The organism is Paraburkholderia sp. RL18-085-BIA-A (assembly GCF_046027075.1).
GTDB lineage: Bacteria > Pseudomonadota > Gammaproteobacteria > Burkholderiales > Burkholderiaceae > Paraburkholderia.
On sequence record NZ_JARESU010000004.1, the window covers coordinates 23,844 to 40,049 of the forward strand.

At 62.1% G+C, this 16,206-nt stretch carries 23 protein-coding genes; 10 read left to right on the forward strand and 13 right to left on the reverse strand.

Annotated features, from left to right (window positions below):
- Positions 1-7: 7 nt before the first annotated feature.
- A complete protein-coding gene (locus P0D89_RS03650; RefSeq protein WP_408358374.1) occupies positions 8-1,225 on the reverse strand; it encodes a sensor histidine kinase in 1,218 nt (405 codons plus the stop codon).
- A gap of 274 nt (positions 1,226-1,499) precedes the next feature.
- Here P0D89_RS03650 and P0D89_RS03655 point away from each other — a divergent pair, with 274 nt between their 5' ends.
- Entirely contained in the window at positions 1,500-1,859 is a 360-nt protein-coding gene (locus tag P0D89_RS03655; RefSeq protein WP_408358375.1) for a response regulator, read from the forward strand.
- 29 nt (positions 1,860-1,888) lie between these two features.
- Here P0D89_RS03655 and P0D89_RS03660 read toward each other — a convergent pair whose 3' ends face one another.
- Positions 1,889-2,809 (reverse strand): LysR family transcriptional regulator, encoded by a 921-nt coding sequence (locus tag P0D89_RS03660; protein ID WP_408358376.1) that lies wholly within the window; start codon positions 2,807-2,809, stop codon positions 1,889-1,891.
- Between the two features lie 126 nt (positions 2,810-2,935).
- Here P0D89_RS03660 and P0D89_RS03665 point away from each other — a divergent pair, with 126 nt between their 5' ends.
- Positions 2,936-3,817, forward strand: a complete 882-nt coding sequence (locus tag P0D89_RS03665; protein ID WP_408358377.1) for an aldo/keto reductase family oxidoreductase — start codon at positions 2,936-2,938, stop codon at positions 3,815-3,817.
- A gap of 175 nt (positions 3,818-3,992) precedes the next feature.
- Here the strand turns inward: P0D89_RS03665 and P0D89_RS03670 are convergent, their stop codons facing one another.
- The gene (locus tag P0D89_RS03670; protein ID WP_408358440.1) at positions 3,993-4,901 is read right to left on the reverse strand and encodes a LysR family transcriptional regulator; all 909 of its coding nucleotides are present in this window, start codon (positions 4,899-4,901) and stop codon (positions 3,993-3,995) included.
- 74 nt (positions 4,902-4,975) lie between these two features.
- Here P0D89_RS03670 and P0D89_RS03675 point away from each other — a divergent pair, with 74 nt between their 5' ends.
- Positions 4,976-5,752 carry an NAD(P)H-dependent oxidoreductase gene (locus P0D89_RS03675; protein WP_408358378.1) on the forward strand — a complete coding sequence of 259 codons (777 nt, stop codon included), beginning with the start codon at positions 4,976-4,978 and terminating at the stop codon, positions 5,750-5,752.
- Positions 5,753-5,977: 225 nt separating this feature from the next.
- Positions 5,978-6,847: an alpha/beta hydrolase gene (locus P0D89_RS03680; RefSeq protein ID WP_408358379.1), complete on the forward strand. Its 870-nt coding sequence runs from the start codon at positions 5,978-5,980 to the stop codon at positions 6,845-6,847.
- 21 nt (positions 6,848-6,868) lie between these two features.
- On the opposite strand, the gene P0D89_RS03685 is transcribed toward P0D89_RS03680, so the two are convergent.
- Positions 6,869-8,161: an aspartate carbamoyltransferase gene (locus tag P0D89_RS03685; protein WP_408376086.1), complete on the reverse strand. Its 1,293-nt coding sequence runs from the start codon at positions 8,159-8,161 to the stop codon at positions 6,869-6,871.
- Between the two features lie 729 nt (positions 8,162-8,890).
- On the opposite strand from P0D89_RS03685, the gene P0D89_RS03690 reads away from it, so the two are divergent.
- From P0D89_RS03690 to P0D89_RS03715, 6 genes are all read left to right on the forward strand, one after another.
- Positions 8,891-9,265 carry a phage protein NinX family protein gene (locus P0D89_RS03690; protein ID WP_408376087.1) on the forward strand — a complete coding sequence of 125 codons (375 nt, stop codon included), beginning with the start codon at positions 8,891-8,893 and terminating at the stop codon, positions 9,263-9,265.
- A gap of 45 nt (positions 9,266-9,310) precedes the next feature.
- Positions 9,311-9,541: a hypothetical protein gene (locus tag P0D89_RS03695; RefSeq protein ID WP_408376088.1), complete on the forward strand. Its 231-nt coding sequence runs from the start codon at positions 9,311-9,313 to the stop codon at positions 9,539-9,541.
- Positions 9,510-10,169, forward strand: a complete 660-nt coding sequence (locus P0D89_RS03700) for an ATP-dependent DNA ligase (protein WP_408376089.1) — start codon at positions 9,510-9,512, stop codon at positions 10,167-10,169. The genes P0D89_RS03695 and P0D89_RS03700 overlap by 32 nt, the downstream gene beginning before the upstream one ends.
- Before the next feature lie 8 nt (positions 10,170-10,177).
- Entirely contained in the window at positions 10,178-10,519 is a 342-nt protein-coding gene (locus P0D89_RS03705; protein ID WP_408376090.1) for a hypothetical protein, read from the forward strand.
- Between the two features lie 226 nt (positions 10,520-10,745).
- Complete coding sequence (locus P0D89_RS03710) at positions 10,746-11,000, forward strand: hypothetical protein (RefSeq protein WP_408376091.1); 255 nt, start codon at positions 10,746-10,748, stop codon at positions 10,998-11,000.
- A gap of 27 nt (positions 11,001-11,027) precedes the next feature.
- On the forward strand, positions 11,028-11,306 hold the full coding sequence (locus P0D89_RS03715) for a hypothetical protein (protein ID WP_408376092.1): 279 nt from the start codon (positions 11,028-11,030) through the stop codon (positions 11,304-11,306).
- Between the two features lie 93 nt (positions 11,307-11,399).
- On the opposite strand, the gene P0D89_RS03720 is transcribed toward P0D89_RS03715, so the two are convergent.
- Genes P0D89_RS03720 through P0D89_RS03760 form a run of 9 tightly spaced genes read right to left on the reverse strand, consistent with a single transcriptional unit; the run spans position 11,400 to position 16,182 of the window.
- Complete coding sequence (locus P0D89_RS03720) at positions 11,400-11,681, reverse strand: ubiquitination-like system serine protease family protein (protein WP_408376093.1); 282 nt, start codon at positions 11,679-11,681, stop codon at positions 11,400-11,402.
- On the reverse strand, positions 11,678-12,274 hold the full coding sequence (locus P0D89_RS03725; protein ID WP_408376094.1) for an alpha/beta fold hydrolase: 597 nt from the start codon (positions 12,272-12,274) through the stop codon (positions 11,678-11,680). Before P0D89_RS03725 ends, P0D89_RS03720 begins: the two co-directional genes overlap by 4 nt.
- Positions 12,274-12,750, reverse strand: coding sequence for a hypothetical protein (locus P0D89_RS03730; RefSeq protein WP_408376095.1), 477 nt, complete (start codon positions 12,748-12,750; stop codon positions 12,274-12,276). Before P0D89_RS03730 ends, P0D89_RS03725 begins: the two co-directional genes overlap by 1 nt.
- A 34-nt stretch (positions 12,751-12,784) precedes the next feature.
- Positions 12,785-12,973 (reverse strand): hypothetical protein, encoded by a 189-nt coding sequence (locus P0D89_RS03735; protein WP_408376096.1) that lies wholly within the window; start codon positions 12,971-12,973, stop codon positions 12,785-12,787.
- Positions 12,970-13,176: a hypothetical protein gene (locus P0D89_RS03740; protein WP_408376097.1), complete on the reverse strand. Its 207-nt coding sequence runs from the start codon at positions 13,174-13,176 to the stop codon at positions 12,970-12,972. The genes P0D89_RS03735 and P0D89_RS03740 overlap by 4 nt, the downstream gene beginning before the upstream one ends.
- The gene (locus P0D89_RS03745; RefSeq protein WP_408376098.1) at positions 13,173-13,538 is read right to left on the reverse strand and encodes an HNH endonuclease; all 366 of its coding nucleotides are present in this window, start codon (positions 13,536-13,538) and stop codon (positions 13,173-13,175) included. Before P0D89_RS03745 ends, P0D89_RS03740 begins: the two co-directional genes overlap by 4 nt.
- Before the next feature lie 51 nt (positions 13,539-13,589).
- On the reverse strand, positions 13,590-13,910 hold the full coding sequence (locus P0D89_RS03750; RefSeq protein WP_408376099.1) for a phage fiber-tail adaptor protein: 321 nt from the start codon (positions 13,908-13,910) through the stop codon (positions 13,590-13,592).
- Between the two features lie 4 nt (positions 13,911-13,914).
- Complete coding sequence (locus P0D89_RS03755) at positions 13,915-14,535, reverse strand: phage tail fiber protein (protein ID WP_408376100.1); 621 nt, start codon at positions 14,533-14,535, stop codon at positions 13,915-13,917.
- A gap of 42 nt (positions 14,536-14,577) precedes the next feature.
- The gene (locus P0D89_RS03760) at positions 14,578-16,182 is read right to left on the reverse strand and encodes a hypothetical protein (protein WP_408376101.1); all 1,605 of its coding nucleotides are present in this window, start codon (positions 16,180-16,182) and stop codon (positions 14,578-14,580) included.
- Positions 16,183-16,206 lie beyond the last annotated feature (24 nt).

Genomic DNA, 16,206 nt, shown 5'->3' on the forward strand with positions numbered 1-16,206 from the left:
GCCGATCTCATTGCTGCGCTTCGAGCGCCATGGGAAAGCGGATTTCGAACGTGGTCCCCACACCCTCGCGGGACACGAAATCGATCTGCCCGTTCAACACGCGGCACAGCTCTCTGACGATCGCGAGACCGAGACCCGTGCCCGGAACATCCTCGCCCGCGGCGCGCTCGAATTCGACGAACACGCGGTCCGCGTCCGCAGGCGCGATGCCCACGCCGGTATCGGACACGCGTATCGTCCAGTGCCCGGCGCCGGCCATCGCGAAGTGAAGTTCGACTTGTCCCGACTTCGTGTACTTGGTCGCGTTGGACAACAGATTGACCGCGATCTGTTTCAGCTTGAGGCGATTGGACGTGACCGTCTTCAGTGCCGGATCGTACGACGCGCGCAACGTCAGCCCTTTGGCTTCGATCAGCGGACGCGAGGACGCGACGAGTTCGTCATAAAGCTCGCGCGGATCCACCTGTTCGAGCGCGAGCGGCGCGCCGTCGCCGAGCACGACCGCGTACTCGACCATCTGGTCGACGAGCTGTTTCATGTCGGCGGCTTGCCGGTTCGCCAGCGTCAACGCGGTCTCCGCTCTCGACGGCGCGCGTGCGATCAGTTGTAGCGCGATCGAAAACGCGTTGAGAAAATTGCGCAGGTCGTGCACCACGCTGCGCGTGATCTGCATTCGCGATTCGTAGAGATCGCCCACCAGCCGTTGCTTCAAGGTCAGTTCGTGGTTCGCGCGTTCGAGTCTGCCGGTGTATTCGTCGATCTTGCGGTCACGTTCACTCACCACTTCCTTGATCGACGTGTACGACACCATGCTGAACGCTTCGGCGATCAACCGCCGCGCGCGGCTCTCGTGGCGGCGTGTGAAGGTGCTGTCTTGCGCGGCGAATTCTTCGAGCGCATCGTCGAGAACCTGATGAAACAGATCGAGTTCGCGGACGAGTTCTTCGATGCGGTAGCCCTGACGCCAACGCACTTTGCCGTGCTTTTTCGCGTTGCGCTCGATCGACGTTTCGACGCGTTCGAGATCTTCGCTGTCGAGCGCCGCACAAAGACCGTCCAGTATTTCCGGCAGATGATCGACGAGTTGCTGGTAAGTGAGCTTGTCCGCTTCGACGAGATCGACGTCGCTGGCAATGGCATTCATCCATTGCCTGGTGAGCCGGGGTCGTTCCGTCCGGATGAAGTCGGAAAAATTGCGCAGCGGGCTCGCGTGTGTGTCGGTCATGATGGGGTGTAGGGATGAAGTTTCTACAACATGCGTGTGCTCGAACCCACCAGACAGGCAGGACACGAATACCTTGTGTCTGTGTCTCGGTGAAAACCTGCGTTTGGCCGGAATGAATTAGAGGCCTGGCTGGCGGGCGCTTCGCTCCTGCGCGTTGGAACGCGCGCCGCCGCAGTCGAAAGTCCGGTTCATTATCACCGCAATTACCGCGCAAGGAACACTTGTTGCAGCATCGCAGCTAGACGTCCACGAAGCATTGACGCGGCGGTCCCTTATGCATTCGATCCTGCTGGTGGATGATGAGCCGGACATCCTGACGGCATGGCGCCTGATTCTCGAAGGCGAAGGCTATGCGGTGGGTTGCGCGAGCAACGGCGCCGAGGCGATCGCGTGTACTGCATCTTACGTTCCCGACCTGATTATCACCGACTGGATGATGCCGGTCATGGGCGGCGCCGAGTTGTGCAGCCGTTTGAAAACGATGCCGCAACTCGCCGGGGTGCCCATTCTCATCCATTCCGCCATGCCGCCGCCTGACGGCGAGGCGAAGAACTGGACTGTCTGCCTGCGCAAGCCGGCAGGCACGGCGCTGTTCCTGACGACAGTCGCGCAACTCTGCAAGCGCAGGCATTGACGCGCCGGTCGCGTGGCGGGTGCCCGCCGCTACAACGCATGAGCACTTCCATCCGGGGAATTGCCCGCCTTCACGAAATCGACGAACGCGCGCAACGGCGCAGGCAAGTGGCGGCGTCCCGGATAGTAGAGGAACGGCCCCGAAAAGCGTTGCCACCACGGTTCGAGAATGGGCTCCAGTTCGCCGCTGTCGAGATGCGGGCGAAGCATGTCTTCGAACAGATGAATCACGCCCACGCCCGCAATCGCGCAACTGACCGCGAGATCGATCGCGGCGCCGGGGCGCACGAGCAGTGGCCCCGACGGATTCAACTGCAGCACCTCGCCATCGCGCTCGAAGTACCAGGTCGGCGTCGCGCCGCCGGCGAATTGACCGCGCAGACACGCGTGAGCCAGCAGTTCGCGCGGATGTTCGGGGCGGCCGTGCACGTCGAGATAGGCGGCGGACGCGGCGGTCGCGAAGCGCTGCATGCGCGGACCGATCGGGATCGCTATCATGTCCTGCTCGAGGCGCTCGTCGTAGCGAATGCCCGCGTCGCAGCCAATCGACAGCACATCGACGAAGCCGTCCTCGACCACCACTTCGATGCGTATGTCCGGATACAGCTTCAGAAATGGCGCGACGACGCCGGGCAATACGATGCGCGCCGCGCTCGAGGGCACGTTCAGCTTGAGCGTGCCGGTCGGCTTGTCCCTGAAACCATTGAGCACGTCCAGCGCCGCTTCCATTTCGCTGAAGAGCGGTGTGAGTTTTTCGATCAGACGCAGCCCGGCTTCGGTCGGGGCGACGCTGCGCGTGGTGCGGTTCAGCAGGCGCAGACCGAGCTTCGTCTCCAGCCGTCGCACGGCAATACTGAGGCTCGACGCGGACACGCCACTGCTTCGCGCGGCGTCGCGAAAGCCGCCCGCGCGGGCGACTGAGACGAAGGCGGCAAGGTCGTTCAATTCCATCGTGAGATGACGCGGCAAATAATGCGATTGTTGAAATTTTTAAACAACCCGTACACGTTAGACCCGTTTATTTAACAACGCAATCGCGGCGATACTGCGGTTCATCCACTTATCGAGGAGCGCGTCATGTCGAATTCCACTGTCACCGATACTTTTCCGCTAGCAGGCCGCACGGTCCGCCGCATGGGCTACGGTGCGATGCAGCTTGCCGGGCCCGGCGTGTTCGGGCCGCCGAAGGACCGCGAGGCCGCACTGGCGGTGCTGCGCGAAGCGGTGGCCTCGGGCGTCAATCACATTGATACGAGCGATTTTTACGGCCCGCATATCACCAACCAGTTGATCCGCGAAGCGCTGCATCCCTATCCGGACGATCTCGTGATCGTCACCAAGGTCGGCGCGACACGTGGCGGCGACGGCGCGTGGCTGCCCGCGCTCGAACCGGCGGATATCGAGCGCGGCGTGCACGACAATCTGCGTAACCTCGGCCTCGACGTGCTGGAGGTCGTCAATATGCGGATCATGGGCAGCGTGCATGCGCCTTCGGAAGGCTCGATCGAAAAGCAGGTTGCGGCGCTTGCCGAACTTCAGCAGCGTGGGCTCGTGCGGCACATCGGTCTGAGCAACGTGACGGCCACGCAGATCGCCGAGGGGCGGCGCATCGCGGAGATCGTCTGCGTGCAGAACCACTACAACCTGGTCCATCGCGACGACGACGCGTTGATCGATGATCTGGCCGGCAAGGGAATCGCCTATGTGCCGTTCTTCCCGCTCGGCGGCTTTACGCCGTTGCAGTCGTCGGCGCTGTCACGCGTCGCGCAGACCCTCGGCGTGACGCCTATGCAGGTGGCTTTGGCCTGGCTTTTATATCGGGTACCTAACATTCTGCTGATTCCCGGTACGTCGTCGACAGGGCATTTGCGTGAAAACCTGCAAGCGGGGCGCCTGCAATTGACCGGCGAGGTGCTCGACGAACTGAACGCGATCGGCGAAGCCGGCGGCGAAGTCTGATTGCGCGGCTCGCGGTTGTGACGAGCTCTGCGCTAAGACGGCGGATAGCGCAACGTGTCGGTCAGCACCGCGAGCGTTCGCGAAGATTGACAGCGGCACGGGTAACACAAGCGCTAACCCGAAAGCCGGGGCGTTGTCTGACGCGCGGGGCGCGGTTGCCGACGCTCGCCCCGCGTCAAACCGACTTCGCGATGAACTCCCGCAGCCATTGATGCGCCGGATCGCGATGCGAGCGCTCATGCCAGAGCATCGCCATCTCGTAGCCCGGCACCTGCACTGGCGGATCGACCACCCGCAGCGCGCCTGAGCCGCGCGCGAGCCGTTCGGGCAGCATGCCCACGAGATCGGTGCTCGCCAGCACCGACAGCATGAACAGGAAGTGCGGAACGGAAAGCGCAACCTTGCGCGTGAGCCCCGCGCTCGCGAGTTCGGTGTCCGTCACACCGACAAATCCGCCGCCCGTTGGTGACACGATCACGTGTTCGAGCTTGCAGAATTGCGCGAGCGACGGCCGGCGCTTCAGGCGCGGATGTCCGGCACGGCCCGCCAGAACATAGCGCTCCGCGAACAGCACGCGCCCGCGCAATCCTTCGGGCGCGCCCTCGCTGGTGTGGAATGCCAGATCGATCTCGCCCTGTTCCGCTTGCCGGGCAATGCGCTGCGGCGCCGCTTCGACAACGGCCAGACGCGTGCCCGGCGCTGCCGCGCGCAAGCCTGCCAGCGCGGGCAGGATGATCGTCGACTCCGCGTAGTCGCTCGCGGCGATGCGCCACGTGTGAGCCGCCACCGCCGGATCGAAAGGGCTCGCCGGGGCCACTGCGCGTTCGAGCGCTTCGAGCGCCTCGCGCAGCGGTTCGCGCAATGCCTCGGCTCGCGCGGTGGGCCGCATCCCGCGTGGCCCGGGCAGCAGCAGCGGATCGCCGAGCACGTCCCGCAGTTTGGCCAGATGCACGCTGACCGAGGGCTGCGAGAAGTTCAACCGTTCGGCGGCGCGGGTCACGTTGTGCTCCGACAGCAGTACGTCGAGCGTGACCAGCAGGTTCAGGTCGAGGCTTCTGAGATTAACCAAGGCAATACCTGATATATTGGGAATTCATTTCCAATATACCTGAGCGAAGCCTATTGTCGTGTCATTCAATCACGAAGGAAGACACGGTCATGAAAGTTCTGCTTGTTTATGCACACCCCGAACCGAAGTCGTTGAACGGCTCGCTCAAGGACTTCGCGGTCAAACGGCTCGAAGAGGCCGGACACGCGGTGCAGGTTTCCGACCTGTACGCGATGAAGTGGAAAGCCTCGCTCGATGCGAACGACAGTCTCGACAGGCAAGCCAGCGAGCGTTTCTATCCGTCGCGCGAATCGAAGCATGCGTTCGAGAAGGGTCTGCAGAGCGAAGACATCACGCGCGAGCAGGACAAGCTCATGTGGGCGGACGCGGTGGTCCTGCAATTTCCGCTGTGGTGGTTCTCGATGCCGGCCATTCTGAAGGGCTGGGTGGAGCGCGTTTATGCGTACGGCTTCGCGTACGGCGTCGGCGAGCACTCCGATGCGCGCTGGGGCGAGCGCTACGGCGAGGGCAAATTCGCCGGCAAGCGCGCAATGCTGATCGTCACGACCGGCGGCTGGGAGTCGCATTACAGTCCGCGCGGCATCAACGGCCCGATGGACGACGTGCTGTTTCCGATCCAGCACGGCATTCTGTATTACCCCGGCTTCGACGTGCTGCCGCCGTTCGTCGTGTACCGCACGAGCCGGATCGACGACGCGAACTATGGCGAGGTTCGCGACGCGCTAGGCCTGCGGCTCGACGATTTGTGGAAGACCAGGCCAATACCGTTCCGCCAGCAGAACGGCGGCGCGTACGCAATCCCGGAACTCACATTGCGGGACGATCTCGTGCCGGACCGGGCCGGTTTCGCCGCGCATGTCGAATAGGTGACGGCGCGCGCGGGGCGGCCCGCGCCCGGCACGCATGCAGGGCGCGTAGAGGCGCGAACATTCGCACCTGTGCATGCTTCACCCGTTGCCGCTTCCCGCCGTAGGGATCGTATGTTTCGCTGAAATTTGGTTGTAAGTCGCCATTGCTACAGTCGTCCGGACGTTCGCCGCCGCATGCCGGACAGTGTTCTTCGGACACCTAGACAGGGAGAGCGACACACCATGAATCCAGTTCGCGCGTTCTGGCTCATTCTGACGCTGCTCGTCACGTCTCCGGCATGGGCATTTCAATCGCGCGTGGTCAGCATTCCGAGCGCGGCGATGCACAAGTCGTTCGACGCGACGGTGGTGCTGCCCGATCAATATACGAATGGCAAGGGCGCTGATCGTTACCCGGTCGTCTACTTATTGCACGGCTCGGGCGGCGATTACACCGACTGGACCGCGAATTCGCATATCGGCAAGTTGGCCGATCGCTATCACGTGATTCTCGTGATGCCCGACGGCGGTCGCGAGAGCTGGTACATCGACAGCCCGGTCGATCCGCGCAGCCGCTATGAAACCTACGTGGGCACCGAAGTGGTGGCCTACATCGATGAACACTTCCGCACGATCGCGACGAAACAGGCGCGCGCGATTACCGGCCTGAGCATGGGCGGCTTCGGCGCGCTGCACATCGCGCTGGACCGCCCGGATCAATTTGGCGCGGCGGGCAGCATCAGCGGCGCGGTGGACCCGCGCGGCTGCGAGAACGAGCCCGGCATCGAACAGGTGTTCGGCGACCCGGCCCGCGACGCCGGCTTCTGGAACAGCGAGGCGATCATCGAGAACGCGCGCAGTCTTGGCGACGCGCATATCGCGCTGACAATCGACTGTGGCGTGAACGACTCGCTGGTGCAGTCGAACCGGACGCTGCACGAGCGGCTCGTCGAACTCGGCGTGCCGCATGACTATGCCGAGCGCCCCGGCGGCCACACCTGGAAGTACTGGGCCAACGCGGTACAGTATCAGGTGCTGTTCTTTGCCGGCGCGTTCAGGCATGCGCACGTGGCGAGCCGCATGGCCAGCGCCATGACAGGCGCCGTGAGCTGAAGCGGCTGCGTGCGGGGCCGCTCAGTCGATGCCGTGAAACACCGCGTCGTCCGGGCCAAGATACGCGGGCGGGCGCCACGCGGCATCGCGCATCGAATGCTGGACCAGCTTTTCGACACCCAGCAGCACCGCGAAAATCGCCATCCGCACGGGAATGCCATTGTCGGTCTGGCGGAAGATCGCGAGCCGCGCATCGTGATTCAGGTCCACGCTCAGATCGTTCGCGCCCGGCCGGCTGTCGCGCGGCAGCGGGTGCATGATCAGCGTGTCGGCGCCGCACACGCTGTCCACCAGCGCCTGATTGATCTGGAAGTCCGGCGTATAGCCTTCGAACGACTCGTCGGCGAAGCGCTCTTTCTGGATGCGCGTCGCGTACACCACGTCGGCGCCACGCAGCCCGCTGCCCAGCTCGTGGGTCTGCTCGATCACGTGGCCGTTGCGCGAAATCTGCTCGACGATGTAGCCCGGCATTTCGAGCATAGGCGGCGAGATCAGCGTGAACTTGATGCCGCGATATAGCGCCAGCAGCTTCACCAGCGAGTGCACGGTGCGCCCGTATTTCAGGTCGCCGACCAGCGCGATGTGCGCACCGTCGACGATCTTGCCGAGCCGCGAGAATTCGCGCTGGATCGTGTACAGATCCAGCAGCGCCTGGCTCGGGTGCTCGCCGGGGCCGTCGCCGCCGTTGATCACCGGCACGTTGGTCGCGCGCGCGAATTCGGCCACCGAGCCTTGCTCCGGATGGCGGATCACCAGCGCGTCCACGTAGCCGCTCATCACGCGGCTGGTGTCGTAGATCGACTCGCCCTTGGCCATCGACGAAAACGTGAAGCCGGTGGTGTCGCACACCGAGCCGCCCAGCCGGCAGAACGCCGCGCCGAAGCTCACGCGGGTGCGGGTGCTGGCCTCGAAGAACAGATTGCCGAGCACCGCGCCTTCCAGCACGCGGGAGATTTTGCGGCGCCGGGCGATCGGCTGCATGATGTCGGCCACCCGGAACAGCGCCTCCACCGAGTCGCGCGAGAACTGATCCACCGACAACAACTGCGGTTTGCCCTCGAACAGCATCTGACTGGCGAGCGACTGTGAATCTACGCTCTGCGTATATTTTTCGCCGGGGTCGCCGTGTACGACAATCTCCGACACGAAGCGTTCGACGATCTCCGGCATGGCCCGCGATTCCTGTGAATCGTCCGGCAGAAGCCATGTGTCGAGCGCCCGCCGCGACACGCCGATGCGGCTCGCGAAGGTATCGCGCGTCATGTTCAGGCGACGCATCGCATCGCGTAGGAAGGCTTGTTGCGGAACGCTCATGGCGGTACCTGTCGGAGAAGAAGTGGGCGGAGGAGTGGTTGGAAAATGTACGCGGTGCGTATATTAGTTTCCCTGCCGCAGAAGTCAAGCGCTTTTCGCGAAGTGCTTTGCCAGCGGGCGCCGGACCCGGTTACACTGCGCCTCATGCACTCCGGCCCCACGTTCCGACTCCGCCCGTCGACCCTCGCTCGCCACGCTTTCGCAAGCGTCGCGCCGGCGCGCGCGGACGAGTCGCGCGTTCGCGTCAGCGCCAACCGCCGCGCGATTCTCCCGAACGTCGGCGCCAAAGCCAAAAAACAGCCGCTCATCTGACCGGAGCACGCTGTTCCGTCGTCAGATGATTCGCCATATTGATTAGCCACGACAGGTAAGGCTTGGAGCTAATCACTGTCTAATGCACTGCTAAAGAAACAGGCAACAACCGGCGCGGCTTTGCGGCCAACCAGAGAGCATTTATTAGACACGGAAAGGGCTGTCTAATAAGTCAAACTTTGCGGATATACTGTACATTCATACAGTGATTCGCGAGGTTCGCCATGGGCCTATTCAACGACTCCTCATCCGACCGACATTGCCGCCTCTGTGAGCGCTGGGGCGGCGACGTCGCTGGCGGGTTACATGCGCTATGTCTGGACGGCAATCGCCGGCAGGTCAGAGCAAACCCGGAAAGAGGATGCTCGGCATGGGTGCGCGCGACAGGCTCAGACGACGAACCGAAAAAGGAAAACGATGAAAACGGCTGAATTGGAAGGCGCTGTGCTGGATTTTTGGGTGGCTCGCGCACTGGGCTATGCGTCGCGAGACGATGTGCCATCATCGCTCACGGGCGAATGGGCATCGAACGGCTTCAAGAATGAGTGGCATCCTTCCGAGGATTGGAGCCAGGGCGGCCCGATCATCGAGCGCGAAGGCATCGGATTCTGGAGGGGATACGATTCGGAAAGCCGCGGCAAGAAGGTCATGTGGGAGGCTGATGCTGGATCGCCAGTAAATGCCATCGAGATATCCGGGCCTGACGGTGAGGGCCCGACACCCCTCATAGCTGCGATGCGGGCGCTTGTTCTAATCAAGTTTGGGAAGGAAGTTCCGGATTCGGCCGTCTGACACTGGGCCCACTTCCTGCTGCTAACCTGCACCCAGGAGGACGCCATGACAGACACACCCGATGACCGGCTCGACCAGCCGCCGCTTATCCAAGCGCTATTGCTCGCCCGCTACACGCTTGTGATCCACAACGGGATGACCGTGACCAGCGAGGGCGAGTCGTGGAGGCTAGACTTCGCCGCGGAACTGGCAACGATCGACGCGGCGTTGCAGAATGCGGGGATAGACACGACGAAGCCGATGCTTGCGCCTGTTCGGTGGACAGACGCCGACTGACATGGATGCGTCAGATCTGATGCTCGCGACTCTCTACCGCCGACCGTTCTCGGACCCTGAGTGGCTGTACGAAATCAAGTACGACGGCTTTCGCTGCCTCATCCTCAAAGCCGGCGCGAGCGTGGATCTGTTCAGCCGGAACGGAAACCTGTTCAACGGCTCGTTCCCCGAGATCGTCGACGCAGTGTCAAGAGTCCCCGGCGACTTCGCATGGGACGCAGAGTTGACCGTCGACGACGCTACAGGGCGACCGTCATTCGAACGGCTGCAACGGCGCGCAGTGACGAGGACAGCGCGGAACGTGCGGGCGGCGGCAGGAGCGGATCCGGCTAGACTCTATGTGTTCGATGCGCTATCAGTCGATGGCGAGGATCTGCGACGCCTGCCACTGCTGGAACGCAAGGAGCGTTTGCGGGAATCGTTCGACGACACACGGACGCTGATCTATGCGAGCGGGGTGCAGGCTGCTGGCGAGTTTGTCTTTGAACAAGCGCAGAGCCTCGACCTTGAAGGCATGGTTGCCAAGCGGCTTGATTCAACGTACCAGAAGGGCAGGTCGCGGGATTGGCTAAAAATCAAGCATGCTGGGTACAGCAGGGCTGCGGCATTGGGTTTTGGACGAAAATAGGAGAGGCGATGAACGATAGGGAATTGCTGGAGTTGGCGGCGAGGGCGATTGGAATTCCGTTGGAATGGTCGAAGGAATCCGATTGCGGGCCTCGCACGACTGGCTGGAAAACATGGAACCCGCTCACCGACGATGGCGATGCTTTTCGCCTAGCCATGAAGTTGGATCTTAAAATGCACCACGGTTACACCCGAAACCATGTCGGGCCCGCCGCATTCGCTGGAGACGGCGAACAATTCTGCATTGAATGCCATGAAGACTATACCGACGGTAAATTCGGCGCAATGCGCCGAACTATCACGCGCTATGCTGCTGAGATCGGGAAGAGAACTGAAGCGCTACTTACGTAGGCTTGGAGGAAGGAGGAAGGATGAGAGTGCTGCACAAGACACGGCGCGCCATGAAAAACCACCATATGGCGGTCAGGGCATTCTGCGCGGAAAATGGCTTGCGCAGAATTGGGCCGGAATACGCCAGGGCAAACGGCTTGACACCATGGACCTATCATCATGGTCCGGGTAGGGGAATGTGGTTTGTTCGGAAAGACGCGCCGCAGATGCGGGCTGATTTGGAGGGATGATGCTGAAGATGAGTTTGATCGATCCGCGTCAAACCGTATATCTCGAATCGGGATACGGACTTGATGCGATCGGAGCGATGAACGACGTCAACTTGCCGCGCGAAGCAGGAGAGACGGATCATGCTTATCGCGGGCGTCTAACCGTAAGGCTTTGGGAATGGCGCGGCCCAATGGGCACCGAAACCACCGCCCCAGCCGACGACACCAAGCCCAACCACGTCCGCGATGCTGTGCGGGCGAATCTGGATTGATCGTCGCCAATGGCGAGAGGGAGAGGAATGGACGAACCAACTTTGCAGCAAGTGATTGACGGGTTCCGCTATGGACCGCTTCTTGGCAGCATCGAAGATCGCGCCAAGGGCATTGCATCGTATCTGGAGCGATCGCCGAAAGTCCGCGTCGCCTTGGATCGCATCGAAGGCACAGTCGCGCATTTCATCCAATCGACCATGATTGAAGACTATGAGACTTGGCGACTGAATGGACGGCTGGGCGATCCGATCCAGTTCGTGACGAGCAGGTTTGAGATTGATATGGCGCCGCAGAACGCGGGCTAGAGAGGGGTGCGTCCGAAGCGAAATGCCTCGGACGGGATACAGCGGTTGGGCTGTTGATGCGGTTTACATATGGTGGGCTGTTAGGCGGAGAGATCAACACCACACGACACGGTTCTCCTGCACCCAATAATGCGACCGGCACGGCATCGCGAAATTTCCGATGGAAGGGTGCAGCGTGACGCGCTCTTGAGCGTCGCGCGTGTACAGCCAGCCGCGATCGCCTATGTCGAATGGCGTTACCGTCTTCTCGCCACACGACCCGCAAGCACAGAGGTGGATTGCCGTTCCGAACCGCTCGGAAACGTATAGCACACCCTGTTCAAGCTTTTCCGGCATGAATTCCACGAACTGAGGGCGAAGTGTCATGTCTTTCATGCGGACTCCCTCACTGTCAGCGCGTCAATAACGCGCGCAATAGCATGGTCATGGATATTCGGAAACGGCAGCGCCGGCTTTCCGATATGCGTCAGCAGCGCGGCATGGTGCCAGCCTGGCGGAACGTCGGGCACCAGGTCATTGCCGTTCTTGTACAGATGCACTGGCACCTTGGCGAGTAGCGCCCGGATACTGAGATCCGGGCTCACGCGCGGCGGCTCGAAGCCGAACACGGCGATGGGTGGATTTCCTGAGATCGTCATGTCCATGGCCGCAATTAGGGCAATCGCTGCCCCAAGGGAATGGCCGACCAGCGTTACCGGCTTTCCTGCAACGGCAGCGAGCACTGGCACCGAGATAGCGCGCCACGCTTCGAGGAACCCGCGATGCACCTCGCCAGCGCTAGGCACTGCAACCGGGACTGAGTCCAGGTCAGCGCCCCAACCATCAAGGTTATCCGTGCCCGGAAAGGCGATGCACAAGCCGGCTGAGGTTGTGCGCACGATGGCGCGCGATGCGCTATCTGCCTTTCCGATGTCGGGAGGTGCGCTATACGCTTCCTGTGCGAGCAAGGCGTAATCGTGCGGGGACATTACTTGCTCGCAGCAGAAGATGCAGCGACAGGCGCCGAAGCAACCGGAGCCGAAGCAGCAGCCGGAGTTGAGGCAGCCGGCGCAACCGTCGTAATGGCTTGATCGACGAGACCCTGAACGACCGGGCCGAAGAGCTGGAGTGCGAGCAGCACCAACGGTTGGTTCGGAATTGCCGGCGTCGCCTGAACAACGGCCACCGCAACCGGAAGAAGCGAGTCGTGGAACGCGCGAAGGCTCGTGACGTTCAGTTGAGCGCCGCTCGAGCAAATCAACTGGTTGGCTACGAGAACCTGTTTGATCGAATCCTGCTGCGCGACGGTCAGCGACGGCGATGCCGCCAGAACGGCCAAGTCAGCATTGACCACGGGGCACATCTGGACAAATTGCTGTTGCAGACTGGGTAGAGCCGGCGCATTTGCGCAACCGGCGAACGCGACGCAAACAGCCGCAAGCGCGGCAATGAAAAGCGATTTCATGGGGGATTCCTTCAGGGGTGAACTGCGGAGAGATTCAGAACTTCGAATGGACCTTGGCCGAGACAGACCAATTTGTCGGGGATTTCTGGACTTCGATGCTGCCGCTTGTCGATTTGCTGAGCTCCACGTATGCAATGCAACAGCCGACATTCAGGCTTTGATCGACAGTGGGTAGCACTTGCACGCAGCCGCCGAGCAGCAGGCACAGCGCGATGCGGATCATGCGGCCGGTGCCGCGACCTTGGCTGCAGCACGTGCGGCGATGTAGTTATAGCCAGCATGCAGAGACATCACGATCGCGCCAGCGATGAGTGCCGACAGATTGGTAGGCGCGGAGCCATGGAAGCCAGCCAAGGCCCATTCGACCGTTGGAACGAGTTCGGCGGCGCTTACCGTGAGGCCGCCGCTGATGATTGCCTTGTTCATGCTTGCTCCTTGTCCGATAGCGGACGGTTCTTGATCTTGTCGTGCCACGTCGAAGCATCGGCGCGCACGTCGACATTGAAGCTGCGGAAATTGCCCAAATGGCCGAACGCGAGATGGCAGTTGATGCCGCCTTTCTTCGCCTCGCACAGCGTGACGAGGTTCGACGGATCGAGCTCAAGATCGGGATGCAGATGGAAGGGGCGCACGTGATGCACTTCGAGGTCTTCAGAACCGCCGCACAACTCGCAAACTGGGTGGAGGATTAGGTGTTGCTTGCGCACTGTCGACCAGTGGCCCGAGCGCGCAGCAGTGACCGGATGCTTGCCTTTCGCAGCATCGACCAGGCGTTTGATGATTGGCATAGGCGTAAAAAAGCCCGCTCGCGGCGGGCTGAAAGATGGTTGTACGGGCGACTATCGCGGGGCACAGTTGATCTGCAGCGATCGGCAATCCGTGCGGGGAGGAGTGGAGTTGGTGGTGAACTTGAACGAGACGTTGTAGGTGTTGCCGGCCACTCCGCCAGAAATCCACGCGAGCAGAAGGGCAGCAGGAACGCCGCTCGCATTGGTGTTGATGCTGGAGCCCGTGACGGTCAATCCGGTATCGGCCGTCACGGTCAGATCAATGACGGCTTCGCCCGGCGCGAGCCATGGATGAGCGAGTGCCGTTGCGGGCCCGCTGAGGTCGAATCCGTAGTCCAAAGTTGCGGCGGGATCTTTCTGCACCGTGACCATGGGATTAGCTCAGCGCTTGGGAGAAGCTGGCGGCAGGGAAGGACGGAGCCGCGTCGCCTGAATTCAGCGTTTTCGGTGTCTGAAGCGGCCCATACGTCCAAGCATTGCCCGAGGTCGACGCATCCACCAGGACCGTGCCGAAGATGATTGACGGGCCCGACGTCGGCGCGCCGAACGTGATCGCGTTGTTGTTGCTCACGAGGCCCGACGTGCCGCTCGATGCGACGGCAGTGCCTGCGCCCTGTGTGCCGGACCAGTTCGCCAGCGATGAGGCATAGGAAGCGCGCGCGTAGCCCGTGTACGCGGCTTCGGTGAACGTGCCGGCGTTCAGCTGCGTCGTCTGTTCAGTCCATACGACCGTGCCATCGGTCACGGTGCCACCCGCGGTCGTCGGCCATGTCGGCGCGCTCGATCCCGACGTGCCTGCCGTGGTGCAACGGTAGATTCGCCCGTTGGGCGTCGCGGGGATGACGGTATCGTTCAGGCTGTATGCAGTGCTGGTTGCCGCATATCCCTTCGTCGCCGCAATCAGCGCGACATAGAAGATCGCCGGCAGCGTATTCGTCTGGCCGCGCAGCAGGTTGTCGAGAAGTTTGTTCTGTGCGAAATTCGTGAACGACGCCATGTGTGCGGCTCCAGGAAAAGAAAAAGCCCCTTGCGGGGCTTGTTATGCAGCGACCTTGATGGTCCGTTGTTCGAATGGGATAGCGAAGTCTCTAGTCTCGGCAGCGATGCTCACAGTCCGTTGCTCCGAGGGAACGGGCAAGACTCGAGTTTCAGCAGTGACCGTGAAGATGCGCCGGTCCGCTTCCACGACGATCGTCACCGCGCTCGGATGGTTCGGCGCCGCCCATGAGGCCAGCAGCAAACTGGTATCGGCCAGCGCCGCGGCGATCTGCGTTGTTGGGATGCCGACCGTTGCGGCCAGCGAGCCCTGCTCAACCAGAGCCGCAGCGAGGAATGTTGCGAACGATGGGGCGAGCGCGCCGGATTCCACTAGCGCGGCCGACAGGACTACCGCGGTTTTCGCGCTACCGAGGAGCGCTCCACCTTCAGATAGAGAAGCGGAAAGCGATACGACCGTTTGCAGGGCAGGTTGAATCGATCCGCTTTCAGCAAGCGATGCGACAAGCGTCGGATGCGTCGTGAGCCCGGCAGATAGTGAGCCCGAATCATTGGCCGCGCACGCGAGGCGAATGCCGGTCGCGAGTGACGCCTGAAGCGAGCCGGATGCAGCAAGCCCCGTAACAAACGACGACGAGAAAGACGCATTGAGTGCGCCCGCGTCGAGCAGTGCTGCGGCAAGCCGGATCGACGTCGATAGCCCCGCTGACATCGCCCCTGTTTCGTTCAGCGCCGCAGAGAACGTTGCGCCGTTCGATGCGAACGCTGCATTCACCGATCCCGCCTCAGCGAGCGCGGCCGACAGAAGTACGGAAGTGGTCAGACTCGATGCGGTCACGCCCGATTCGACGAGGCCGGATGCCAGTCGGATGCCGGTCGTTAGCCCGGAGACAGCGGCACCACTCTCTGCCAGCGATGCAGTGAGCCGAACAGAGGTCGACAGTGCGGCGCCAACCGAGCTGGATTCAGCGAGGGCAGCAGAGCCCCTGATCGACGTCGACAGAGCGGCTGATAGCGTTTCAGCTTCGGCAAGCGGGGCAGAAAAGGTGGCGCCAGATGACGACGCGAGCACCTTCGCCGCCTGAAGCGCAACCGTACCGTCCACCTGAAGGCCGGCGGCCGTCAGCGTCAGCGCGACCGTCAGCGTCTGTCCGGCGCTGTTCGCACTGTATGAAAGGGTAGTGACGTAATCTGCGGAAAGACCAGTACCGGACGGCGTGGGTGTGTGCGTTACCGCGCTCGCGCTGCCGTCCGACAGCGTCGCCACCATCTGTGCGCCCGCGTCGTACACACCCCAGTAGATAACCAGTGTCCGCGGCGTCGTGTCGGCGACGACTGTGAACTGGAGACCATCGCCCACTGCGACCGGCACGGGACTGCGCTGGGCGTAGATACCATCCGTGCTGCCAGTCCCGCTGGCAGTCGGCGTGCCGCTCGTCCACGTAAAGCCGCGGGAATCATCGCCATAAGTCAGCTTTGCGACACCCGTTCCGCCAAGTGTGGTCGGCAGGCCAAACAGGCTTCCCCCGCCGCTCTTACGGTTCGGGGTCGTCCAACTCTGCGGGAACTGAATCCAGTCGGTCTGCGCCGGGGATGCGAGATTGACCGCTGAGGTACTCGCTACGGTCGAACCCGTCAAAGTACCCATGTCAGTTTCCGTGGCTTATGCGTG